General features: G+C 50.1%; 21 protein-coding genes and 1 riboswitch. Of the genes, 3 read left to right on the forward strand and 18 right to left on the reverse strand.

Features of this window, described 5'->3' with window-relative positions; translation table 11 throughout:
* Window positions 1-132: 132 nt before the first annotated feature.
* Window positions 133-1,041: a MerR family transcriptional regulator gene (locus tag BLQ32_RS01465; protein ID WP_036805426.1), complete on the forward strand. Its 909-nt coding sequence runs from the start codon at window positions 133-135 to the stop codon at window positions 1,039-1,041.
* A gap of 48 nt (window positions 1,042-1,089) precedes the next feature.
* Here the strand turns inward: BLQ32_RS01465 and BLQ32_RS01470 are convergent, their stop codons facing one another.
* Entirely contained in the window at window positions 1,090-1,275 is a 186-nt protein-coding gene (locus tag BLQ32_RS01470; RefSeq protein WP_036805430.1) for a hypothetical protein, read from the reverse strand.
* A 121-nt stretch (window positions 1,276-1,396) separates the two neighbouring features.
* Window positions 1,397-2,695: an NCS2 family permease gene (locus BLQ32_RS01475; RefSeq protein WP_074508811.1), complete on the reverse strand. Its 1,299-nt coding sequence runs from the start codon at window positions 2,693-2,695 to the stop codon at window positions 1,397-1,399.
* Between the two features lie 245 nt (window positions 2,696-2,940).
* Between BLQ32_RS01475 and BLQ32_RS01480 the strand changes: the two genes are divergently transcribed.
* Window positions 2,941-3,885: a nuclease-related domain-containing protein gene (locus BLQ32_RS01480; RefSeq protein ID WP_175557052.1), complete on the forward strand. Its 945-nt coding sequence runs from the start codon at window positions 2,941-2,943 to the stop codon at window positions 3,883-3,885.
* Window positions 3,886-4,227: 342 nt separating this feature from the next.
* Here the strand turns inward: BLQ32_RS01480 and BLQ32_RS01485 are convergent, their stop codons facing one another.
* The 7 genes from BLQ32_RS01485 to BLQ32_RS01515 all read right to left on the reverse strand — a co-directional run bounded on the left by BLQ32_RS01485 (window position 4,228) and on the right by BLQ32_RS01515 (window position 13,568).
* Window positions 4,228-5,442 (reverse strand): NupC/NupG family nucleoside CNT transporter, encoded by a 1,215-nt coding sequence (locus BLQ32_RS01485; RefSeq protein WP_074508813.1) that lies wholly within the window; start codon window positions 5,440-5,442, stop codon window positions 4,228-4,230.
* Between the two features lie 190 nt (window positions 5,443-5,632).
* On the reverse strand, window positions 5,633-7,048 hold the full coding sequence (locus BLQ32_RS01490; RefSeq protein ID WP_074508814.1) for a DHA2 family efflux MFS transporter permease subunit: 1,416 nt from the start codon (window positions 7,046-7,048) through the stop codon (window positions 5,633-5,635).
* A 138-nt stretch (window positions 7,049-7,186) separates the two neighbouring features.
* Window positions 7,187-10,264 (reverse strand): efflux RND transporter permease subunit, encoded by a 3,078-nt coding sequence (locus BLQ32_RS01495; protein ID WP_074508815.1) that lies wholly within the window; start codon window positions 10,262-10,264, stop codon window positions 7,187-7,189.
* Window positions 10,265-10,379: 115 nt separating this feature from the next.
* Complete coding sequence (locus BLQ32_RS01500; RefSeq protein ID WP_036811866.1) at window positions 10,380-10,631, reverse strand: hypothetical protein; 252 nt, start codon at window positions 10,629-10,631, stop codon at window positions 10,380-10,382.
* A 116-nt stretch (window positions 10,632-10,747) separates the two neighbouring features.
* Window positions 10,748-11,914 carry a TraB/GumN family protein gene (locus BLQ32_RS01505; protein ID WP_074508816.1) on the reverse strand — a complete coding sequence of 389 codons (1,167 nt, stop codon included), beginning with the start codon at window positions 11,912-11,914 and terminating at the stop codon, window positions 10,748-10,750.
* Between the two features lie 133 nt (window positions 11,915-12,047).
* Window positions 12,048-12,896, reverse strand: a complete 849-nt coding sequence (gene ypfJ, locus BLQ32_RS01510) for a KPN_02809 family neutral zinc metallopeptidase (RefSeq protein WP_036811861.1) — start codon at window positions 12,894-12,896, stop codon at window positions 12,048-12,050.
* 36 nt (window positions 12,897-12,932) lie between these two features.
* Window positions 12,933-13,568: a class I SAM-dependent methyltransferase gene (locus tag BLQ32_RS01515; RefSeq protein ID WP_074508817.1), complete on the reverse strand. Its 636-nt coding sequence runs from the start codon at window positions 13,566-13,568 to the stop codon at window positions 12,933-12,935.
* A 108-nt stretch (window positions 13,569-13,676) separates the two neighbouring features.
* A riboswitch (Lysine riboswitch) is annotated at window positions 13,677-13,855 on the forward strand.
* A 124-nt stretch (window positions 13,856-13,979) separates the two neighbouring features.
* Between BLQ32_RS01515 and dapA the strand changes: the two genes are divergently transcribed.
* A complete protein-coding gene (dapA, locus tag BLQ32_RS01520; RefSeq protein ID WP_074508818.1) occupies window positions 13,980-14,861 on the forward strand; it encodes a 4-hydroxy-tetrahydrodipicolinate synthase in 882 nt (293 codons plus the stop codon).
* A 61-nt stretch (window positions 14,862-14,922) separates the two neighbouring features.
* Here dapA and BLQ32_RS01525 read toward each other — a convergent pair whose 3' ends face one another.
* From BLQ32_RS01525 to BLQ32_RS01565, 9 genes are all read right to left on the reverse strand, one after another.
* Window positions 14,923-15,765, reverse strand: a complete 843-nt coding sequence (locus BLQ32_RS01525) for an STAS domain-containing protein (RefSeq protein WP_175557053.1) — start codon at window positions 15,763-15,765, stop codon at window positions 14,923-14,925.
* Window positions 15,766-15,944: 179 nt separating this feature from the next.
* Window positions 15,945-16,886, reverse strand: a complete 942-nt coding sequence (locus BLQ32_RS01530; RefSeq protein WP_074508820.1) for a GGDEF domain-containing protein — start codon at window positions 16,884-16,886, stop codon at window positions 15,945-15,947.
* A gap of 15 nt (window positions 16,887-16,901) precedes the next feature.
* The gene (locus BLQ32_RS01535) at window positions 16,902-17,702 is read right to left on the reverse strand and encodes an alpha/beta fold hydrolase (protein WP_139150498.1); all 801 of its coding nucleotides are present in this window, start codon (window positions 17,700-17,702) and stop codon (window positions 16,902-16,904) included.
* 269 nt (window positions 17,703-17,971) lie between these two features.
* On the reverse strand, window positions 17,972-18,241 hold the full coding sequence (gene rpsN / locus BLQ32_RS01540) for a 30S ribosomal protein S14 (protein ID WP_074508822.1): 270 nt from the start codon (window positions 18,239-18,241) through the stop codon (window positions 17,972-17,974).
* Window positions 18,242-18,284: 43 nt separating this feature from the next.
* Window positions 18,285-18,434 (reverse strand): 50S ribosomal protein L33, encoded by a 150-nt coding sequence (rpmG, locus tag BLQ32_RS01545; RefSeq protein WP_036811835.1) that lies wholly within the window; start codon window positions 18,432-18,434, stop codon window positions 18,285-18,287.
* A gap of 40 nt (window positions 18,435-18,474) precedes the next feature.
* Window positions 18,475-19,581, reverse strand: a complete 1,107-nt coding sequence (locus tag BLQ32_RS01550; RefSeq protein ID WP_074508823.1) for a GTP-binding protein — start codon at window positions 19,579-19,581, stop codon at window positions 18,475-18,477.
* A 176-nt stretch (window positions 19,582-19,757) separates the two neighbouring features.
* Window positions 19,758-20,666, reverse strand: coding sequence for an SDR family NAD(P)-dependent oxidoreductase (locus BLQ32_RS01555; RefSeq protein ID WP_074508824.1), 909 nt, complete (start codon window positions 20,664-20,666; stop codon window positions 19,758-19,760).
* A 23-nt stretch (window positions 20,667-20,689) separates the two neighbouring features.
* Complete coding sequence (locus BLQ32_RS01560; RefSeq protein WP_074508825.1) at window positions 20,690-21,604, reverse strand: SDR family NAD(P)-dependent oxidoreductase; 915 nt, start codon at window positions 21,602-21,604, stop codon at window positions 20,690-20,692.
* Between the two features lie 35 nt (window positions 21,605-21,639).
* A complete protein-coding gene (locus BLQ32_RS01565) occupies window positions 21,640-22,554 on the reverse strand; it encodes an SDR family NAD(P)-dependent oxidoreductase (protein ID WP_074508826.1) in 915 nt (304 codons plus the stop codon).
* Between the last annotated feature and the right edge of the window lie 71 nt (window positions 22,555-22,625).

The raw sequence follows: 22,625 nt of genomic DNA on the forward strand, positions 1-22,625 counted from the left end.
ACTGGAACCCTTTTGGAAGGGTTCCAGTTTTTTTATACATTCTTTCTTCCTTATATCCCTAAAGCTTTACTGAATGCCTCCAAAGGTTGTATAATAATTATACAGACACGTTAAAGAAACGGAGGTATAGCTATGTATAATATTAAAGCAGCTGCTAAGCTTTTAGATATGCCAAAGGTAACCATCCGTTCCTGGGAAACCCGATACAATGCCATCACGCCAGCGCGCACTGAATCCGGACACCGGCTTTACTCGGATCAGAACCTGGAAGATTTGAAATGGCTTAAAATACAAGTGCAGGAAAGAGGCTTTAAAATCAGTGAAGCCGTCAAACAGCTTCATGCCTCAAAAAGAAAGCCCGCTGAAAAAGCGGTGATGCCGACTACGGCAACAGACGAAGAACCATTCAGCAAGTCCATTCAGGAACTTTATTTGGCCGCTTCCGAAATGGATACGGAACGCTTTAATTACCTGCTTGATTTGAACTTTTCCTTATTCCATTACCGTACAGTCTTTTTCTCCATTATTGCACCGCTGATGGTCCATATCGGAGAAGAATGGGAAAATGGCTCGCTTACTGCGGCTCATGAGCATATGATCAGCCACATTGTCCAGCAGCGCTTTTCCCATTTCTTCCGCATCTTCCCGACTTCAACGGAGATGCCAAAAGTGATGGCGCTGTGCCCAAGCGGAGAAAACCATCAGCTGGGGCTTTTGCTGTTCACGTTGTTCCTGCGGGAAAACGGCTTCCCTGTCATGTATTTCGGGCAGGATACGCCGATTGCCGGGCTGCCGGAAGCCGCGCGGCAGCAGCAGACCGAAATTGTCTGCATGTCGATATTGGATGCTAAACTCTTGCCGACCGTCGAGCACTACATCGAAGAGTTGTCCAAAGAGAATCCGGGCATGCGCTTTCTTGTAGGCGGCAAAGGAGTAGCGCAAAAGCTGCATTCCAAAAAGGTCTGGCACCTGGGTGAAACTTATGAATCCTGGCAGCAATGGCTTGACGAACAAAAAGAACTTCCTTTAAGCAAAACTTAAAGGAAGTTCTTTTCTTTTTAATTTCAGCCATAAAAAAAGATCTGCACATTATTGCAGATCCAAATCCTGATAATCTTTTTGATACGGGCCGTTATCGGTCACTTCAGAATGGTAGAGAGCTTTCAAGGCAAAGTTCTTTTCCAGTTCCATGTCTTTCATTAACGTTTTCATACGCTTTTTCAACTCCGGATGATCGCTTACGAGCTGTTCCATTTTTGACTTGGTATATTTCATGGGGATTTCCAACTCCTTTCGATCTCTTTGTTTTATTATACCACCACAGGGCGGTTCGGAGGAACTCAGCCGCGCTTAACAGAAAAACGCATCTGCCTCAGGACAGATGCGTTTTTTTCAATTAACCGATGACGTGAAACACAAAGTTCATGAGGAACAAGCCGGCGATGATGTAAAGCGTCATCGACACTTCCCGCCACTTCCCGATTGCCACTTTCAAGATCGGGTACAGGATAAAGCCGATGGCGATGCCGTCCGCGATGCTGTACGTGAAAGGAATCAATGCCACAATCAACAGCGCCGGGAAGCTTTCGCTCATGTCCTTCATATCCAGGTTGCGGATATTCTGAACCATCAAGCCACCGACAATGATCAAAATCGGCGCAATGGCGCTATCCGGAATCAGTTTGATGGCCGGAATGAAAAATACCGAAACCATAAAAAGGATTCCTGCCGTCACTGACGTCAAGCCGGTCCGTCCGCCAGCCGCCATGGCTGCCGTGCTTTCAGCGCTTGCCACTGTCGGGCTTGTGCCGAAGACGCCGGATGCCATCGCAGAAACGGACGTTGCCTGGAACGCGCGCCCGAATTTCTCAGGGCGTTCCACAAACGATACCTGCCCCTGGACCGTCCCGATGTTCTCGAAAACGATGACCATCGTCAAAGAGAACACGGCAATCCAAAAGGCCATCGACAAGATCCCGTCAAACGACAGCGCGCCGAACACAGCGAACGCTTCAGCAGCCTCGATGGACGATCCGCCTGCCGCGCTCATGTCGATCAAGCCGAAAAACGACGCAATCACGGTTCCGGCCACAATCGTAATCAGGAAATTCCCCGGTACGTTGCGGATAAACAGCACAATCGCTACGACAAACGTCAAAACCGTCGCCAGCACATGCGGTTCACCGAGTGAGCCGAGGGCCAAAATCGATGACGTGCCGCGTTCGACAATGCCGCCTTTTTCAAGGCCGATCAGCATCAGGAACAAACCCAGCCCCACCGTAATCGCTTCTTTCAGCGAATACGGCACCGCTGCATTCAGCAGTTTCGCAAGAGGCGTAAACGCGATGACGACGAAGATGAGCCCCGAGATGAACACGACAGCCAGTGCTTCCGGCCACGACAAGCCCGTCGACTGGACCATCGTGTACGAGAACAAGGCATTGATGCCCATGCCGGGAACCAACAGAATCGGCGCATTGCCCCAGAATCCCATGACCAGACAGCCGAATACGGATGCGGCAATGGTGGCGATAATCGCCGCTTCAAGTGGCATGCCGGATTCCGACAGGATCAGCGAATTGACCGCAATGATGTACACGACTGTAAAAAAGCCGATGACGCCCGCAGACATTTCCCGTTTCACCGAAGTTCCATTTGTTTGAAGACCAAAAAAGCGGTCCATCCAATTAAACATTCACAAAACCTTCTATTAAATTAGCCCTCTCCCTACCCGCTCTTCCCATAAATTACAGGTGAGCCAATATAGGAGTTTAAGCCAAAAAAAGCTTGCTGTCAAGGGATTTTGCTTGAATGGAAGTTAATCGTTTTCCGGTCGCAAAAAGCAAGAAATCAATGCTTTTTCGCGTCATTTATATAGAGGGTTCCAAGCTGGGGGAATGATGCTATACTGCATTTAATTCAATCGAAGGAGGCATGCATGTGGAATTGCGTATACTGTCAAAAATGGAAGGATTGGAGCGGCTCGCCGGCCGTCTTCCGGAAGCTCATTCCGAAAAGAATTACATACAAAGTGAATGGCACCGGGCAGCTGCTGGGTATAGAGGCGAAAACCGACTTGCTTCACGTATGAAAGAATTTCATTTGGAAGAGACGTTCGACATGCTGTGGGATGTAAACCTGAAGTTGGGCAATTGGCCTGTACAAATGGATGCTCTTCTGTTGACCGAGCGCTGCGCCATTATTATCGAATCGAAGAACATCAGCGGCAAAATCCATTTTGATGATAACACCGGCGAGTTTTACCGGTTTGACGAAGAAGATGTGAAAACGGTGATGGAAGACCCGCGCGTCCAGCTCAACAAACACATTCGCTTTCTGGCGGCCTGGTTCAAGGCACGGAAAATCACCTTGCCGATCCGCGGCTTGATCGTGTTCACCGCGAAAAAGTGCGAGTTCATTGCCAAACCGGCCGAGGCGCCGATCTGCAAAACGTACCAGCTGCCCGAAACCCTCTTAAAAATCTGGACAGCTTCTCCCCCAAAAGCGCCGGATGTAAAATTGACGAAAATCAAAAAGACGCTTCTAGCAAATCAAACCCCTTTTAGGCAAACTCCATTGTGCAAAAGATACTTCATCGATCCAAGCGAGTTGAAACCCGGCGTCTATTGCCGAGGCTGCCAGTGGTATGCCATGCAGCGCGTAAGGCGAAGCTGGCAATGCCCACGTTGCGGAGAACGGGACAGTTCCGCTCACGTACTGGCGGTCCGGGAGTATTTTACGCTGGTCAGCAGCGAATTGACGAATCAGGAGTTCAGGAGATTTTGCGGGATAGAATCTAGGTCGGTGGCTACCCGTTTGTTAAAAGAGTTGAATTTGGAAACAACCGGTGAATTAAAAGCGCGAGTTTACCAGCCCAAATCATAAAGACGCCGTTCTCCTGTCGAATTTTGGTGAACGTGCATAAATTTTTCTGAGCGCGCATAAAATTCGCTGAACGTGCATAAATCCTCCTGAACGCGCATAAAATTCTCTAAGCGCGCATAACTGAGCCCTTCATCGCATTTCGCCTGCGAAATGCATCCATTCCTTCCCTTAACAACGCATTTTCGCCGTTTTTCAACTCAAAACAAACCCATAAACGGAAAAAGCGGCCGCAGCAGACGGCCGCTTCCTAAAAGAAGGACACTTTCCGCCAGCGGAAAGTGTCCGATAAACAAAAAACCTCTTCATCCAAAGATAAAGAGGTTTTTTCTTGTGAATTTATTATTACATGAACATACCGGCAATGGCCGCACTCAGAAGTGAAGCAAGCATCCCGGCCGCAACCGCCTTGATACCCAAACGTGCGATATCCGGACGGCGGCTTGGCGCCAATGCACCAAGTCCGCCAAGCAAAATAGCCAATGAGCTCAAGTTGGCGAACCCACAAAGGGCAAAGCTGACAACGATGACGGTCTTAGGAGACAAGTCAGCAATTTGAGGGGCAAAAGAAGTGTATGCAACAAATTCGTTGAGCACCAATTTTTGTCCGATAAAGCTACCAGCTTGTACCGCTTCCGCCCAAGGCACACCGATTGCCCAAGCAAGTGGCGCAAAGATGAAGCCGAGTATGGTTTGGATAGTCAGGCCTTCTGCGCCGAACCAGTTGCCGATTCCGCCAAGCATACCGTTTAACAAAGCGATCAAAGCGATGAACGCAAGCAGCATCGCGCCGACATTCAAAGCCAATTGCAAGCCGTCAGCCGCGCCGCGTGCAGCAGCGTCCACAACGTTGACCGAGGTGTTGTCTTTTTCCATCACCACGTCTTCTCTTTCTGAAACGTCTTCTGTTTCAGGAATCATGATTTTAGCCATGATCAGACCGGCTGGCGCTGCCATAAAGCTGGCTGCCAATAAATATTCAAGAGGTACACCTAAAAGCGCATAACCTGCAAGCGTAGATCCGGCCACTGAAGCAAGTCCACCTGTCATAACAGCAAACAACTCAGATCTGGTCATTCCTGCGATAAACGGACGGATAACAAGCGGTGCTTCTGTCTGGCCAACGAAAATATTCGCTGCAGCTGAAATCGACTCCGCTTTGCTCGTTCCAAGAAGTTTTGATAAAAAGCCACCTAATATTTTGATGACAATTTGCATAATGCCCAAATAGTAAAGCACCGAAATCAAAGACGAGAAGAAAATGATGATTGTCAATACCTGGAAGGCAAATACGAAACCGAAGTTTGCAGTATCAGCCGCTGGACCGAATACGAACGCGATTCCTTCTCCAGCGTAGTCAATGACATTTTGAACCTTACCAGAGAACCAAAGAAGTGCCTTCTTCCCTGCCTCCCATTCCAGAACGATAAATGCAAATGTAATTTGAATAGCTAAACCGCCGAGAATAGTTCTTGGCTTAATCGACTTTTTGCTGCTCGATAAAAGAAAGGCGATTCCCAAAACTACGAATACACCAAAGATGCCCCATAATAAATTCACAACTTCACCTCATTAGTTTTTTAGCATGAAACGCTTTCATTTCAGCCAGTGCGTCAGTTAAATAGTTTACTGTCGTCAGACATCTTACCAAATCCATGAAAAGAAGTAAATGGCTATCCTGTGACAAATTCTTATCGTAAAAGTTGTTATAATGCAATGAAAATTCAAACAGGCATCCGCAAAAACAGCCTTATTTCCTGCTCTTGGCAGGTTCTGCTTTTTTCAGGAAAAATGCCAGGAATACGCCAATGCCGCTCAATACACCGACCACCACAAACGAAATATTGACGCCGCGCACGAGCCCTTCTGCACCGTATTGCTGCGGGTCCAATGCCGTACCGGTCATAATGGTGACGAGCAGCGCGGTGCCGATTGAACCGGACACTTGGCGCATTGTATTGCTCATCGCGGTGCCATGCGGGATAAGGCGTTCCGGCAGCTGATTGAGCCCGGCAGTGGTGACCGGCATCATCACCAGCGAAACCCCAAACATCCGGATGGCATGCATGACAGCCAAATAAGTGAAGGAAGTCGTTGTCGTCAGCACCGAAAATTGGAACGTGGAAACCGTTACGATCAGCAGCCCAACCACTGCCAGCCATTTGCCGCCGGCCACATCGAAAATCTTGCCGGCGACGGGGTTCATCGCTCCCATGATGATGGCGCCCGGCAGCAGCATCAGCCCGGATTCAAAGGCAGTGAAGCCGTGCATATTCTGCATATAAATCGGCAAAATGGTCGCACTGCCGATCATTGAAATAAAGACAATGACACTTAATATCGTCGACAAGGTGAAAATGCCGTAAGAAAACACGCCGAATTCCAAAAGCGGTTCTTTCAACCGGGATTGGCGGCGGATAAACACAATTAGCGAAACAATGCCGACCGCAATCGACAGGATGACAGGCCAGCTCCCCCATCCTGAATTGCCGGCACTTGAAAAGCCGTAAAGAATACCGCCAAAGCCGAAAGTGGAAAAGATGACTGACGGCAGATCCAGTGTCGGGAAAGTCTGCTTGGTGACGTTGCGCAGCAGGAAATAGGCCAGCACGAAATCAGCGAGGGCAATGGGAATTACGATATAAAAAAGCGCACGCCATGGATACTGCTCCACAATCCATCCAGATAAGGTTGGGCCAAGCGCCGGTGCAAACGAAATCACCAGGCCAAACAAGCCCATGGCCTGCCCGCGCTTTTCAACCGGAAACACGATAAACAGGATGGTTTGCGTCAAGGGCATCATAATGCCGGCGCCTGAAGCTTGAACAATGCGGCCGACCATCAGCAGCGGAAAACCAGGAGCAACCGCACAAATGATGGTCCCGGCAGCAAACAAGCCGATGGCCGCCAAAAACAAGCGGCGCGTTGAAAATTTGCCGATTAAAAACGCAGTAATCGGAATCATGACCCCGTTCACCAGCATGAAAACCGTCGTCAGCCATTGCGCCACATTGGCGTTAATATCCAAATCGTCCATAATATGCGGCAAGGCAGTGGCAAGCAGAGTTTGATTGAGGATTGCGACAAATACACCGGCCATCAATACGGCCAAAAATGGCCCTTTCCGGAAATTTTTATCCATAACTGACTGCTGCTCATTTTTCATTGCCACTCACCTCCGCTTATTGAAAGTGAAAATCTATCTATATTGCTGATTACCCTTTGCCGCATCAAAAAAACGCACATCCCGTCAGATGTGCGCAGTTTTTTCACCTATTATCCGCAGTCCTTCAATCGGATTTTATTAAACGGAAGAAGCTTCTTCCCCGCCCGAGCGGCCTTTTTTCTTTCTGCGGTGGTTGATCCGGTAAAATACGAGATACAATGCCGGAATCATGACCAAGGTGAAGATACTGGAGAATGTAAGGCCGGCAATGATGGTAATGGCCAGCGCTTCAAACAGCGGATCGCCCGACAATGCCACCGGGATCAGCGCCACAATCGATGTCAAAGACGTGAGCACAATCGGTTTAATGCGGGCATAGCCGGATTCGACAATCGCTTCATTAATATCGAAGCCGCCTGATAGTCTGCGGACTTCCACGAAATCAATCAATACGACTGCGTTCCGCACCACTATCCCCGTCAAGGAAACGATTCCCATAACGCCAAGGAAACTGAGCGGCGTCTGGGTGATAAAGAGGCCAAGGATGGCGCCGGATATGCCAAGATACACAGCGATCAGCACAAGGAACGGCAGGCTGAATGATTTGAACTGGAAAGCAATGACCAGGTAAACAAGCAGGATGACCACCAGGAACAAGAGGCCGATTTCCGTAAAGAAGGCTTCCTGGTCCGAGTTTTCCCCGCCGGTCGACAGTTCATAGCCATCTGCCAGCTCAGCGCGCTGTTCGTCCACCACTGCGAGCATCTTGCCTTCAAAATCATCCACTTCGCCAAACGCCCGCAATGTAATGGAACGCTCCGCATTTTGATGCGGAATCTGTGCGACGACAGATGTTTCTTCAGGCGTCAGCAATTGATCAAGCCCCACCAGCTGCGGCGGCCCTTGTCCGTTCAACACCGGCAGCTGGAAGTCAGCGAGTTCGATCGCTTCCCCGTCTTTAATGCCCGCCTGCTTCAATACTACGTCATAAGGCGTCTGCCCTTCGTAAATGCTGTACAGCGGAATGCCTTGTGTCAAAAGCTGAAGCTGGTTTGTCACGGTGCTGAGCGGAATCCGGTTTTCATCCAGGGCGTCATCGTTCGGCACATACCGGGTGGCCGGCACCGCTTCCCCGAGGTTATCGGTCACAACGTCTGCGCCGTTAGCCAGCATGTCTTCCGTCAAACCGTCACGCAGCGCCGTCAATTCCGCCAAGTCAGCGCCTTTTACCGTAACGGTTACCGGTGCTCCGGTCGGCGGCCCCTGGACAATCGTGCTCAGGAAAATTTCCGCATCGGGATACTGTTCCCGGAGTTCCGGCTGCCATTTGTCGATAAAGTCAGCAGCCGTCGTCTGTTCCCGGTCAATCCGGAACGCAACTTGTCCCGTATTCGGACCGGTGTTGTCCATTGATGAAGCAAACAGGTTCGGCAAGCCGTCACCGGTAAAAATCGATACTTCATCGATATCCGGTTCTTCGTCCTGCATTTTCCCTGTCAGTTCCTGAAGAAACTGATTCGTTTCTTCGATTGGTGTGCCTTCCGCAAGCCGCACATCCATCGTCACTTCTTTGCGGTCAGCGGCCGGGAAAAATTCAAACGGCGTAAAGAAAGCTAGCGACAACAGTCCTGACGCCAGCACCAAACCGCCGATTCCTACGAGCAAGGGCCGCTTCAGCACGCCGCGCAGAATTTTCTCTGAATAAAAGACCGCCATTTTTTCGAGCGGTTTCCCCAGGAATCCAGGCGTATCTGAAATTTTCTTTTTGCCGCCGCGTTTGGTTTTCAAATACTGCATCATCGGCACAAGCGTAATCGACAGCACCGTTGATGCAATGATCGTCGTAATCAAAATGCTCGGCAATGCTTTGATGAATGCGCCGTTGCCGCCTGACAGCAGCAAGAGCGGCGAGAACGTCACCACAATGGCCAGACTTGATGCAATGATCGAAGAATAGACTTCCCGCACGCCGTTGATCGCGCCGTCCATCGGAGAATCCCCCAGCTTGTAGCGGCGCTGGATATTGTCGTTAACGACAATGCTATCATCCACCAGAATCCCGATGGCGATAATCAGGCCGATCACAGAAATTTGGTTCAAATCGACGCCCATGAACGGAATCGGGATCAGGCCGATCAGGACTGAAGCAAGAACTGTCAACGCGACGGCAAATGCCCCGTACAAAGTCAAGCCGGCAGTGGTAATGATCAGGACTGCCAATACCGCAATCAGCAATGATTCATACAAACTGTCGAAAATCGTATTCACATTCTCTGCCTGGGATTCGTAGCGTTCCGCTTCGACTCCGGCCGGCAATGCATCGGTGAAGGCTTCAATCACTTCCGAAGCGTTCTCATCCACAGAAGGCACGTCCTGAGCCGATTTCAAAAAGACCGTATACGAAATGGCCGGCTGGCCCTGATACGTGACAATGTCCGTTTTGTTTTGATTGACGCTTTCAATGGTTGCTACATCTTCAAGAGGCACCGCTGCAGAACCGACGCGCAGCGCTTTTAATTTGTCGATGCCTTCTTTTTGCTGCACAGTCAGAAGCAATTGCTCATTGCCGTTGTCATGGGAGCCAAGCGACAAGGGCTGGTTCGCCTGCTGAAGCGATTCGAGCACTTCAAATGGCTGCACGCCGCTCTCGGCAAGCTTGTCCGTCTGGAGTTCAACCAGGATCTGGCGCCCGTCCAAACCTTTGACTTCCGTTCCTGCAACGCCGTCCACCGCTTCCACTTCTTCGCTCAAATCAGCGAACGCCGTTTCCATTTTCGCAAGCTCCGCTTCATCGCCGTAGAACATGTACGACACCAGCGGGAAGGTCAAATCAAGCTTTTCGACAGTGGGCGCCTGTGCCTGATCCGGAAACTGCGACGAAGCACGTTGGACCTGCTGCTGCATTTCCGTCACCAAATCAGCCGCATCAAACCCGTCCTCGATTTCCATCGTGATGATGGAAGCCGAATTCGAAGAAACCGACTGCATTGTGGAAATGCCATCCACTTTCTGCAATTCGCTTTCAATCGGATTGGTGATCGACGTTTCAATTTCCTCTGGGCCTGCACCGGGCAATATCGTGGAAACCAGCACAAGATTCGGCGGCGTTTCCGGAATTTCACGCTGCGGCAGCGTCGTGAAGACATATGCTCCGATGACAGTCAGGATGAAAAATAAAAATAAAAACAATTTCCCCCGTTCAAGTAGATAACGCATAAGACACCTTCTTCCTTTAGATTTTTGTATAACTATTGTATAACCTCATTCTATGTATGGCTATTTTGAACACTTGAGTGCAAAAAAAAAAAGACCGGATTTCTCCGGTCCCGTTTTAAGACAGCGGCAGATGCGTCGTTTTCTGTTTCATGTAGTACGCTGCAGCAAAGATGGCGATGGGGACCAAAATACTGAGCCGGAACCAGATGCCTTGGCCACCAAGAAAAATCAGCATCATTGGAACCAGTATGGCGGCACCGCTCCAAACAAGCGCTTTCCATGAACTTTTCCACAAACCGTAGATAAACAGGATGACCGAAGCAATGACCAGCGACCAGAGCAGAATACCCATGACAAAGAGGCCCATCAGCAGTTCCTCCTCAACCGTAATGTCTTTCTGCTTTTCTATACCCCTTTTCCATTTTTTCAACGCTGCCCAAAATAAAAAAACCAGACGCGAACCCTGCGTCTGGTTTTAAGAAATTATAGGTTTTTCAGGAATAGCCGGATTACATCGGCACCGCCGATAATATTGCCGGCTGCCGTTCCCAGGTTGGTGAGAACGACCACCAAAAGGACCCGTGTGACTTTATTGTCCCAGAAGCCTTTCAGCGTAAAGACATCTTTCGACAATGTTTCAAAATCGCCGACATTCGGGCGTCTCACATAAGCCTGCATCAGGCCTGAGAACCAACCGGCAGCAAGCAGGGGATGCAGCGCACCGACCGGCCCTCCGACAAAAGCGGTCAAAATTGCCAACGGATGGCCAAATGCCAACGCGGCGCCGATTGCACCAAGTGAAGCGGTCCATAGAACCCAACTGATGGTGCCGTCAATGCCCGCTGCCGGATTGTTGTAAAACGTGATGGTCAGCAGCACAACCAAAAGAATCGGCAGCGCCCATCCGATAATGGTCGGCCATTTCGATTTCGGCGGAACTTCGGACAGCGCTTTTAAATCATGGTCATTATGGATCTCTTTCGTAATCCCCGGTACATGGGCGGCGCCAAGAACCGCCACTACTTTATCGCCCGGCGCGTCTTTGATTTTCTGCGCCAAGTATTGGTCGCGTTCGTCGATCAGCGGTTTTTTCAGCCTCGGGAACGATTGCGTAAAATCGTTCAGTACCGCATTCAGCGTATCCTGCGATTTCATTTTTTCAAGGTCTTCCTCGGAAATCGTCTCTTTGCTGAAAATGCTGAAGAACACCGAGGTCAATAGCTGTGCTTTGCCCATAAACCCGATATTGCTCCAAATCCGCGAGAACGTCACTTGGATGTTGCGGTCGGCAAGCACCAGTTCTGCCCCTGTTTCTTTGGCTGACGCGATTCCCTGAATCATCTCCTGGCCCGGCTTGATGCCGAACTGGTCCGCCAAGCGGTTCTGGAATGAGGAAATCGCCAGGTTCATCAGCAGCAGGCTCGATTTCTTTTCTTTGATGACTTTGAAAATATCGGTCTCTTTCCATTTGCTGTTTTCCATGACTGACTGATAGCGCTGTGCATCAAGTTCTATGCAAACCGAATCCGGACGTTCCGTTTCGATGACCTGCTTGACTTGTTCTGCACTTTGGCGCGATACGTGCGCTGTCCCGATGAGGATCAGTTCACGGCCGTCAAGCTGGATGCGTGTAATATTTTCTTCATGCATAAATTTTCTTCCTTCATAGAACTGATTTCTTTCCATAGAAACATGAAAAGACTGTCTATTTCAATAATGAATCACAACACCGAAAATATCAATGCAGGGCTCTTCGTTTCGCGATTTTTTTCGCAGGAAAGCGTCACAGTTCCGGAGCATTGAACGTATCGCCGCCTTGGATGGTTCCGCTGTCAAACCCTTTATAGAACCAGCGTTTGCGCTGTTCGGAAGTGCCGTGTGTAAAACTCTCCGGAACCGCATAACCGCGCGAACGTTTCTGGATGGTGTCATCCCCGACCGCACTCGCTGCCGTCAAAGCTTCTTCCAGGTCGCCTTCTTCGAGAAGGTCCATACCCTGTGCGTGGTGGGCCCAGACACCGGCGTAGTAATCAGCCTGCAATTCAAGCTTGACCTGCAGTTTGTTGTATTCCTCTTCACTTAGCTGGTTCCGCAGGGGCTGCACTTGTTCCATCACCCCAAGCAGGTTCTGGACGTGGTGCCCAACTTCATGGGCAATGACGTAAGCCATCGCAAAATCGCCCGGCGCCTGGAATTGCTGCTGCAGTTCATCATAGAAACTTAAATCGATGTAGAGCTTTTGGTCGCCCGGACAATAGAACGGACCGACTGCCGCCCCCGCGGTTCCGCAGGCAGACTCGACGCTGCCATTAAACAGGACCAGTGTCGGTTCGGCATACTCCATGCCCTGCTTCGCAAAGACTTCTGCCCAGACATACTCCGTATCCGCCAGTACGACCGATACGAAATCGGCCAATTCCTGTTCCTGCTCGGTTTCGACATAAGGCTCATTTGACTGCGTACCGGTACTGCCCCCGTCCATCAGAATGCCCGGATCACCGCCAAGAAACGCAAACAACAGGACAATAAGCAAGCCGCCGATGCCGCCGCCCGCCACTAATCTTCCTCCGCCGCCTCCGGAACCTCTCCGGTCTTCGACGTTTCTGCTGGCTTGTCTGCCTCTCCATTTCATAAAAATTCGCTCCTCGCACATATGCTTTTCTTAAGCTTATACCCCATTTAGCTCACGTTCTAATCCACCTTGCGAAAGCCGGTAAATCAGGAAGCGTTCGCGGAAGTCGCGCTCGATGCCCGGAAGCGGGATTTCCGCCGTCTGTTCAAACAGCGTCCGGTGCTCCAGATAGTCCACGTAATCCTCCGACGGAAAAAACAGGATCAGCTCGACCGCACGCGGCTCCCCTTCCACCGACTTTAAAATATTGTTGACGGTGGACATGAAAATCTGGACCGAAAACGGATTAAAGAAATAAAACCGGTTGTCTTTCGGCTGAATGTTATAGTCCTGCGCCAGGCAGCAGCAAAAATCGACCTTTCCTTTGGCGTGTTTATGCTTCTTCTCATAATTTGCCCGGTTTTCCAAAGCTTCTTCGTAAAAGGCTTTATCCATCTCGACGCCGGCCGACTCCGCACCGAAGCGGTGATGCACATAGAAATTAAGCCGCCCTTTGCCGCAGCCAAAATCGATGAGCCGGTCTTCAGGCGCCAGCCGGTATTCACTGAACAGAATGTCCAGCAGCGCATACGGCGTGGGCTCGTAGCGGTTGTGGTGCAGCGAGTCCGGAAAGCCCGCTTGGCTCTTCGCGGTGCGGATGTTCAATTGTTCATCGCGTTGCTGCTCATTCACAGTGCTTCCCTCCATTTCAGTAAAAATAGTACACCCTTCCCTTGCATTTGGAAAGGGAATTTGATAAAGTTTAGCTAATTCAATATTTTCTTGCTCCTGTAAACACGGAGTGAGGATAGAGGCGCAAAAACCATCAGTACACGAACCGAGGAGTATGAGATCCTTTGACGTTCCTGGAAAGGGGGATTTGCCGAAGCGGTGAGGCACTCATGGTCGACTCCGCTGGTTCTGCATTAAACAAATGCAGGACTGTCATATAGGAAACTATATGGAGGGCTATCTGACGCACAGAAACGATGGATGAACATTGTTTCTATACGCAGCAACGAGACCCTCGTTGCTGCTTTTTTATTTTCCATGCGGCTGGTCCATCACCTCTGATTCTAAAAAAAATGAGAAAAGGGTGGTATTATGAATTTCGGCCAAATTATTACAGCAATGGTGACGCCATTTGATGCAAACGGGGAAATCGACTTTCCAGCAACGAAAAACTTAGTGGAGCATTTGATTGCCAACGGATCGGACGGGCTGGTAGTGGCCGGCACGACCGGTGAATCGCCGACTCTTTCGACGGAAGAAAAAGTGCAGCTGTTCAAATTCGTTGTGGAAACAGCCAAAGGCCGCATTCCCATCATTGCCGGAACCGGATCAAACAACACACGTGCATCCATCTCACTGACCAAACAAGCGGAAGACGTCGGCGTCGATGCCATTATGCTGGTGACGCCGTATTACAATAAACCATCACAGGAAGGCATGTTCCAGCATTTCCAGGCCATCGCCGCATCAACACGGCTGCCGATCATGCTGTATAACATCCCGGGGCGCAGCGTCGTCAACCTGTCTGTAGACACCGTTGTCCGTTTGTCGCAAATTGACAACATCGTCTCCATCAAAGAAGCAAGCGGCAACCTGGATGCCGCAGCTGAAATCATCGAACGCACCGACGATTCCTTTACGCTTTACAGCGGCGACGACAGCCTGACCTTGCCGATTCTTTCGATCGGAGGCAACGGCATCGTCTCCGTTGCAGCGCACATCATCGGAAATGAAATGAAAGACATGATCACGAACTTCCGAAACGGCAACAATGCTGCGGCTGCGGCAGCACACCGCAAACTGCTGCCAGTCATGAACGCCTTGTTCGCTGCACCAAACCCGGTGCCGGTGAAAACGGCTTTGAACCTGTCAGGCGTTGAAGTCGGCGGCGTCCGCTTGCCGATGATTCCATTGAACGAGCAGGAAACTCTAACTTTACGTCAGGCATTGTCGTCCGGCAGAGTCAATTCCTGATTGGATTCACTGGCTGAAAACAAGCAAAACCGCTGAAGCATTGGCTTCAGCGGTTTTTAATTTACTTCATCTCAGTCAATTTTTTGAACGCCTGCTTCAAGCTTCCGCCCAGTGCCAGCTGATTGACGTCGATTCCGAGCTGGATCATGGTTTGGGCAATTTCTGGACGGATGCCGGTCAAGACGGCTTTGACGCCGATCAGGTTCAAGGATTGCGTCAGCTTGATAATCTGCTCGGCAACCATCGAATCGACTTTTACGACACCCGACAGGTCGATGATGAGAACGGAAACCTGCAGACGGCCAACAGCAAGCAAGGTTTTTTCGAGAATGTGCTGGGCGCGGTCCACTTCAATAGCCCCGACTATTGGCAAGATAGCAATTTGGTCATTTACCGGGACAACCGGCGATGACAACTCCAGAAATTCTTTCCGGGCCACTGCCAAGTTCTTTTGATAACTGTTGATATACGTTGAACTGTAGGAATGGGCCGCATGGTCCAGCAGAGAATGGAAAAACTCCATCACTTCAAACAGGATTTCCAGCGGCATCTTTCTATACAGGGCTTCTGTTTTAATGACCTTGCCGATATGCTTGCGGTACAAATGCGTTTCCGCCAAAGCACTATCCAGCGACACGCCTTCTTTCAGGAAATAATTTCCCGTAGCTTCCCCCCAGGTGGAAATTTCCTTAAAAACCGTTTCGGAATCGGTGTAATTTTGTATCGATTTTGCCAAAAGCGCCACAAAGTCCATTCGGAACTGAGAGACAGCTTCCAGAAATTCTTTGTATGATCCCATTTCTTCATTGGTGGCATTTTTTAAGGTTTCTTCTTGTATAAGTTCGGCTATCAAACGCTGGTCTTCTTCCACACGCTCTCCAAGCAACCTGAATTCTTTATCCATCCTGACCTCCATAAGCATTATTCGTAAGATTTGTTAATTTATTATAACTGCCTCGAAACGCTACGGATACCTTTCTTCAAATATATTTCCACGGGATTTCAGCCCTTCCTGCAGAAAAAAAGCCTTTACAGTGAAAAAACACTGGAAAGGCCTGGTTTTGAAAAATGTTCTGTTAACTCTCACGCTACTGTAACCCGGTTCCTGCCTGCATTTTTTGAAGCATATAACGCTTCATCCGCGCGGGCAAACAAAGAATCCGCATTATCGCCGGGTTCAAAAATGGCCACACCGATACTGACTGTGACCGGTATATGGACCCACTCGCCCTGCTCAATTTTCCCGCGGAGCTCTTCAGCAAACGCCTGGGCTTTCGATCTGGCCGAATCCGGCAAAAGAATGACAAATTCCTCCCCGCCCATACGGGCAGCAATGCCGCGGCCGTTTGCTTCATGCAGCAGCTTCCAGGACAATTCCTGCAGCACGGCATCTCCCATCTGATGGCCATATGTATCATTGACGCGTTTGAAAAAGTCGATGTCAATGATGAGAAGCGCCAAAGGCTGGCCGGCTTCTGCCTGCCCTGCCATTTCTGACAAAGCCTCTTCCAGATAACGCCGGTTTTTCAAGCCGGTCAGCGGATCGGTGGTCGTCATTTGCTGCAGGTTGGCGTTCAATTCTTCCAGCTCCCGTTGCTTCTGCTCCACTTCGGCCAGCAAGTTCTGCAGCTTGGTATAGGCTTCTGCCGCTTCCCGGTTGATTTTTTCCGCATTGCGCTTGGCCAGCAGTAATTCCTTTTCGTATTCCCCGCGGATCGTCATCGGAATCAAGGCACATTCGTAAAGGCCGTTCCGTTTGACTGTGTTCATCAGCACCGGAACCGGTCCAGCCGCACCTTTTAAGGTCAAAAACATTTCATCAACTCTTCCATGCAACGCCATGGAAGGCATAAAGTACGTTTGGAAATAGACACGGGAGGCGACAGTCAGCAGGTTGTGGACATTGCCGGGCACGCGCTCTTCTGCACCGGCCAATTCGCGCATGGCCGCGTTCATTTCGATAATCTTGTAATTTTCATCAATCACCAAATAGCAAAATGGCGCCAAGTTCAATTGCTCATCCATCCCCGGATCCCCTTCCTAGTTTTCCAAGTATTCCTTGATCATCCTTACCGTTTCTTCCGAATCGCTGATATGCGGATTGTGCCCTGCCGCATTCATTACCCGCAACTGGCTTCCTTTAATGTTCTTGTGGACATACCGTCCCACTTCCGGCGGCGCGATGGCGTCGAAGCGCGTCTGAAGGATCAGTGTAGGAACCGAGACTTTCGAAAGCTCAGAGCGGACGTCTGACGTAAATGTCACTTCCGCGAACTGGCGGGCAATCACGGGATCGTTGGAACACAGGATTTCCTCAAAATCTGTTGCCAGATGCGGACGGTCTTCGTTTTGCATGACGACTGGCGCCAAGTATTTTGCCCATTCTTTATAATTGATTTCCATCATATCAAGCAGTTCATCAATATCGGATTTTTCAAAGCCGCCGTGATAATCCGGTTCGTTTAAATAATAAGGAGAAGGCGCAATCATGATCATCTTATCGATCAAGCCCGGCCGTTCAATGGAAGCGAGCATGCCGATCATGCTGCTGACCGAATGGCCGACAAACACAATGTTTTCCAAATTCAGCGCATCGCATAAATCGAACAAATCCTGCTTGTATCCATGCAAGGTTCCGTATCGTTCAGTGGTGTAAGCCGATTTATCGCTTTTCCCTGCTCCCACGTAATCGAACAGCACCACCCGGTACTTTTCTTCGAAAGCCGGTGCAATGTCACTCCAAACATATTGGTCGCAGCCGAAGCCGTGCCCAAAGACCAGCATTTGCTGCCCTTGTCCGAACAACCGGACGTTATTGCGTTTTAAAATATCTGTATCCACCATAAAAAAACACCCCTTTGTAAATTCCAAAATAAGCCCTTTTGCTTCTAAACAGTAAGTTCCATCATACCATTAAAAGGAGAAATGCATGGACTTATATCAATCCTACTATACACTGACGCCAAAAATGAACAAAAAGGTGCGGTAACTTATACAAGTTGACATAGCAAAAAAGGCAGTTGCGAATTGAATCCAACTGCCTTCTTTATGTTGAATTGCCTATTTTGAAAATTGCCTGCCTTTAGGACTTCAGTTGATGTTTTAGCACGTTACCAGCTCGCTTTTTTCACTCCAGGAATCTGTCCTTGATGCGCGAGGTTCCGGAAAGCGATGCGCGACATCCCGAATTTCCGTAAATAAGCTCTCGGCCGCCCGGTCTGCGAACAACGGTTTTGCAAACGGATCGGGTTTGAATCTTTCGGCAGTTTTGCCAGTGCAGCGTAATCGCCGCTTTCCTTCAACTCTTTCCGGCGCTCTGCAAATTGCGCTGCCATTTTTCTTTGTTTTTGGTCTTTTGCTATTTTCGATTTTTTAGCCATCTTTTGCTCCTCTTAAAAATATTCACTGTGATTAATTTAAGTTTTATTTCGTTTCCCGGTGCAGCGTCATTTTTCTAAGCCGGGGACTGTATTTCTTTAACTCAATCCGTTCGGGATTGTTCCGTTTGTTTTTTGTGGTCGTGTAATTCCGGTCTCCAGTTTCGGTGCACGCTAAAATGATGTTAACTCTCAATTTTTTCTCCTCCTCGGTAAATTGTTTTTTGCTCCAAGCATTAACATGCAGGCAGCGGATCCTTTAATAATTTCCAATCCGATGCGAGCTCTTCAGCAGTCAGCAAGCAGCCGTCCAGCTGTTCGGCAAGTGCGCTTGGATCGATATCGATTCCGATCAATACAAGCTCTGTCATTTTACTGCCTTCTTCCGATTCCCAGGTCCCCGCCCTTTCGATACTTAAAGACGGTCCGGCCTGGGATAACAGGATGGCCGTCTCGTTGCGGGTTGCCAGCCATAAGAAACCTTTCGCCCGAATCACTTCCACCGGCCAGTCGAGCATCCACTTTTCCAGGCGCTCCGGATGGAACGGCTTTTGGCTGCGGTAAACAAAAGAAGAAATGCCAAATTCCTCGCTTTCGGGAATGTGTTCGCCATTCAACTCCTTAATCCAGCCGGCGCTTTGGCTCGACTTTTCAAAATCAAAGCGGCCGGTGTTCATGACTTCACCTACTGCGACTTGCGAATAAGCCGCTTCAAGGATCCGGGCTTCCGGATTCAGGGCGCGAAGGGCTCTTTTCAATTCCAGGCGCTTTTTTTCCGGCAGTAAATCGGTTTTGTTCAAAACAAGAACATCGGCAAACTCGATTTGGTCAATCAGCAAATCAGCAATTTCCCGTTCGTCGGCTACATCCGCCTGCTGTTTCCGGTCCACCAGCGTTTCTCCCGATGCAAAATCCTGCCAGAAGGCGTTGCCGTCCACCACCGTGACCATCGTGTCCAGCCGGCAGAGCTTCAGCAAATCCACATTCAAAATTTCATCTATGTAGGTAAATGTCTGGGCTACCGGAACCGGTTCACTGATTCCGGAAGATTCGATAACGATATAGTCAATATCTCCGCTCTTCGCGAGTTTTTCCACTTCTAAAATCAGATCTTCCCGAAGCGTGCAGCAAATGCAGCCGTTTTGCAGTTCCACCAATTTTTCTTCAGTCTTTAAAAAGTTCTTCTGCTTTACCAAAGAAGCGTCAATATTCACTTCGCTCATGTCGTTCACAATGACCGCCACTTTCAGATTTTCGCTGTTCTGCAAGATGTGGTTCAATAATGTCGTTTTCCCCGAACCCAAGTAGCCGCTCAAAACCGTCACCGGGATTTTGCCTTCCATATGCCTGTTTCCACCCTTCCGTTTTTACATGTTTCTTAAATCGTAATCATTACGTTTTATATAATACAGACCGTTCTTTCACAAATCAAGCCTTTTATGCATAAATAAAAAATCAGCCGCATTTAGAGCGGCTGATTTAACTTGCAGCTATTCACCGGCAAATTTCTGCTTGCCTTTTACGAGCGTTTTTCCCGTTTCATCCGTTCGCGCAATCCGCCTTCCACTTCGCTTCCCGCTTCCATCGGTTCATACAGCGAACCGGGATTCGGCTCCATCGGCGGCGCGTCTTGAATGACTTTTTGGACGAACTTGGCATTGGCTGATTCCGTCGTGCCCGGCATCAAATGGCTCGACAGGACCGAGGCTTTCGATTTGGCACCCACTGCCACAGATTCCTGCGGCTTGTCGATCAATCCAATAATGGCGTCGATGACAATTTGCGGATCGTCCATCGGCTTCATTTCAGCGGCGTGCCCGGTGTAATTGCCGGTGTGGATAAACCAGGGCGTGTCGGTCGCCCACGGCATGACCGTACAGACATGGATATCCTCATAGCCTTCGAGCCGCATTTCTTCATTCAGCGCGGCACCCAGCCCGGCAACGGCATGTTTTGACGAGCTGTAGCCGGCATAATACGGGAATGCGATTTCGCTCGTGACCGAACCAAGATTAATGAGGATGCCTTTTTTCGTTTCCTTGAAATGGCGCAGCGCGAAATGGCTGCCGTTGATGACTCCTTTGACATTGACTTCAATGACGCGCTTCAAATCATTTGTCGGAATATCGGTGAACGGCCCGATGGCCCCGATGCCGGCATTGTTGATCCACACGTCGATTTTGCCGAACGCCGAGAGCGTCTCTTCAAACAAATGCGCGACTTCCTCTTCCTTGCTGACATCGGTCGTCACCGCGATTGCCCGCGGCCCCAGTTCTTCTGCGAGCGCTTCGATCAAAGCTGTGCGGCGTGCAGCCAATACGACATTCGCCCCTTCCGCAGCAAGCTGCCGGGCGACGCCTTTCCCAAATCCGCTTGACGCTCCCGTAATGACAACGGTCATCCCTTCGCGGGACGTTTTTTTAGCCATCATGAATTCCTCCTGTCCTTCAGCTATTTTTCACCGGCCTTTTTCTTTTCAAAGCGTTCACGCAAATCACCTGATACCCCGGTCCCTTCCGAACGCGGCTCAAACAGGTTGCCTGAAGTCGCAGGCGATGGCGGCGCAGCTTCGAGCATTTCCTGGAACTGCCGGCTGTTCAGCGAACGTGTCGTCTTCGGCAAGACATTGCTTAACGCTGCGGTTCCTTTCACTTTGGCACCGACTTCCAGATTCTGTTCCGGATTGTCGATTTGGCTAAGGATGGCTTCCACCACTTGCTGCGGATCGTCCGCCGGTCCGATGACAATTTCATGGCCGCTGTAATTGCCGGCATGTGCCGTCCAAGGCGTATCCGTCACCCACGGGTCAACAGAGCAGACATGAATGTCCTTATAGTCTTCCAGACTCAATTCCTGGTGCAGGCCATTGGTGAGGCCGGATACGCCGTATTTGCTTGCAGTATAGGCTGCGCCGAACGCAAGGGGCACTTTGCTGGCAAAAGAAGCCACATTGATCAGCGTGCCGTGTTTTTGTTTTTTGAATTGGTTCAGGGCGTAATGGCAGCCGTAAAGCGTTCCGAGGAAATTGACTTCCACCGTGCGGTTCAGGTCTTTCAGCGGCGTATCCGTAAACGGGCCATACGTTCCGGTTCCGGCATTGTTGATCCAGACATCGACTTTCCCATGTGCAGAGACCGCTGTCTCAAGCAGCCGGGCGATGTCTTCTTCTTTCGTAATATCAGCGGTTACGGCCGTTGCATGAGGTCCGCATTCCTCTGCCAGCTTCTCAATTTCAGTGGTTCTGCGTGCAGCGAGCACGACGTTTGCCCCTTCACTCGCCAACTGCTTGGCCACCCCTTTTCCGATGCCGCTGGATGCGCCGGTGACTACAACCGTCAAGCCTTCGCGAAAGCGTTCATTTGGCATGCTGTTTCCTTCCCGTTCTTTTAGATTTTTTCTGCTTACTTGTCTCCTGTAAGTTTCTTTTTCAGCCGATTGCGCATTTCCCCTGAAACTTCCGTGCCTTCGTCTTTCGGCTGGTGAAGGCTTCCTGCCGAATTCGCCGCTTCCGGCGCAGACCGCAGCATCCCGAGCAGCGACCGCCCATTCAAGTATTCCACCACCTGCGGCATCCCTTCAAAAGAAGCCACCGCCGCTTTCGATTTAAAACCGACATCGACATCCGCTTTCGGCCGGTCGATCAGGCCGATGATGACGCCGATGACTTTTTCCGGTGCGTCCACGGGACCAAGTACGATTTCATGGCCGCTGTAATTGGCGAGATGTTCCACCCACGGGGTGTCCGTCACCCAGGGATGCACGGTGCAGACGTGGATGTCACGGTGCCCACCCAGCTTCATCTCTTCATATAGGCCACCCGTCATCCCGGTGATGCCGAATTTTGTGGCGGTATACGCCGCCCCGAACGGCAGCGGCACTTTGCTGACAAAGGACGACATATTGATGAGCGTCCCGTGCCCCTGTTTTTTAAATTGCCGGAGCGCCAAGTGAGTCCCGTACATCGTTCCAACCATATTGATGTCGACCAGCCGGTTCAGATCTTTCAACGGCGTATCCGTAAAAGACCCGAGAATGCCGAGGCCAGCGTTATTGAACCAGACATCGACCTGCCCGAACCGGGACAAAGCCGTGTCCATCAGGTGCTGCATATCGCTTTCCTCGCTAATATCGGTGGTGACGGCTACCGCATTCGGACCGCATTGCCTGGCCAGTTCTTCAATCAGCGCGGTCCGGCGGGCTGCCAGCACGACGTTGGCCCCTTCTTCCGACAGTTTCTGTGCCACCCCTTTTCCAAAGCCGCTCGATGCCCCGGTAATGACCACGGTCAACCCTTCACGCGAAGCGTGCTTTGCCATTTTTATTCCTCCTTTCATCATTAAGTTTCAGATGGTTTAGCCATACCCCTTTTCCACCAAGAGAAACGTGG

This window comes from Planococcus glaciei, assembly GCF_900099655.1.
Lineage (GTDB): Bacteria > Bacillota > Bacilli > Bacillales_A > Planococcaceae > Planococcus > Planococcus glaciei.

What these genes read in the sequence shown, in the direction of transcription:
- BLQ32_RS01465 (WP_036805426.1), top strand. Translation starts at nt 133, where the DNA reads ATGTATAATATTAAAGCAGCTGCTAAGCTTTTAGATATGCCAAAGGTA.
- BLQ32_RS01470 (WP_036805430.1), bottom strand. Translation starts at nt 1,275, where the DNA reads ATGAAATATACCAAGTCAAAAATGGAACAGCTCGTAAGCGATCATCCG.
- BLQ32_RS01475 (WP_074508811.1), bottom strand. Translation starts at nt 2,695, where the DNA reads ATGTTTAATTGGATGGACCGCTTTTTTGGTCTTCAAACAAATGGAACT.
- BLQ32_RS01490 (WP_074508814.1), bottom strand. Translation starts at nt 7,048, where the DNA reads ATGAAAAATGAGCAGCAGTCAGTTATGGATAAAAATTTCCGGAAAGGG.
- BLQ32_RS01495 (WP_074508815.1), bottom strand. Translation starts at nt 10,264, where the DNA reads ATGCGTTATCTACTTGAACGGGGGAAATTGTTTTTATTTTTATTTTTC.
- BLQ32_RS01500 (WP_036811866.1), bottom strand. Translation starts at nt 10,631, where the DNA reads ATGGGCCTCTTTGTCATGGGTATTCTGCTCTGGTCGCTGGTCATTGCT.
- BLQ32_RS01505 (WP_074508816.1), bottom strand. Translation starts at nt 11,914, where the DNA reads ATGCATGAAGAAAATATTACACGCATCCAGCTTGACGGCCGTGAACTG.
- ypfJ (WP_036811861.1), bottom strand. Translation starts at nt 12,896, where the DNA reads ATGAAATGGAGAGGCAGACAAGCCAGCAGAAACGTCGAAGACCGGAGA.
- dapA (WP_074508818.1), top strand. Translation starts at nt 13,980, where the DNA reads ATGAATTTCGGCCAAATTATTACAGCAATGGTGACGCCATTTGATGCA.
- BLQ32_RS01525 (WP_175557053.1), bottom strand. Translation starts at nt 15,765, where the DNA reads ATGGATAAAGAATTCAGGTTGCTTGGAGAGCGTGTGGAAGAAGACCAG.
- BLQ32_RS01530 (WP_074508820.1), bottom strand. Translation starts at nt 16,886, where the DNA reads ATGGATGAGCAATTGAACTTGGCGCCATTTTGCTATTTGGTGATTGAT.
- rpsN (WP_074508822.1), bottom strand. Translation starts at nt 18,241, where the DNA reads ATGGCTAAAAAATCGAAAATAGCAAAAGACCAAAAACAAAGAAAAATG.
- BLQ32_RS01550 (WP_074508823.1), bottom strand. Translation starts at nt 19,581, where the DNA reads ATGGAAGGCAAAATCCCGGTGACGGTTTTGAGCGGCTACTTGGGTTCG.
- BLQ32_RS01555 (WP_074508824.1), bottom strand. Translation starts at nt 20,666, where the DNA reads ATGGCTAAAAAAACGTCCCGCGAAGGGATGACCGTTGTCATTACGGGA.
- BLQ32_RS01560 (WP_074508825.1), bottom strand. Translation starts at nt 21,604, where the DNA reads ATGCCAAATGAACGCTTTCGCGAAGGCTTGACGGTTGTAGTCACCGGC.
- BLQ32_RS01565 (WP_074508826.1), bottom strand. Translation starts at nt 22,554, where the DNA reads ATGGCAAAGCACGCTTCGCGTGAAGGGTTGACCGTGGTCATTACCGGG.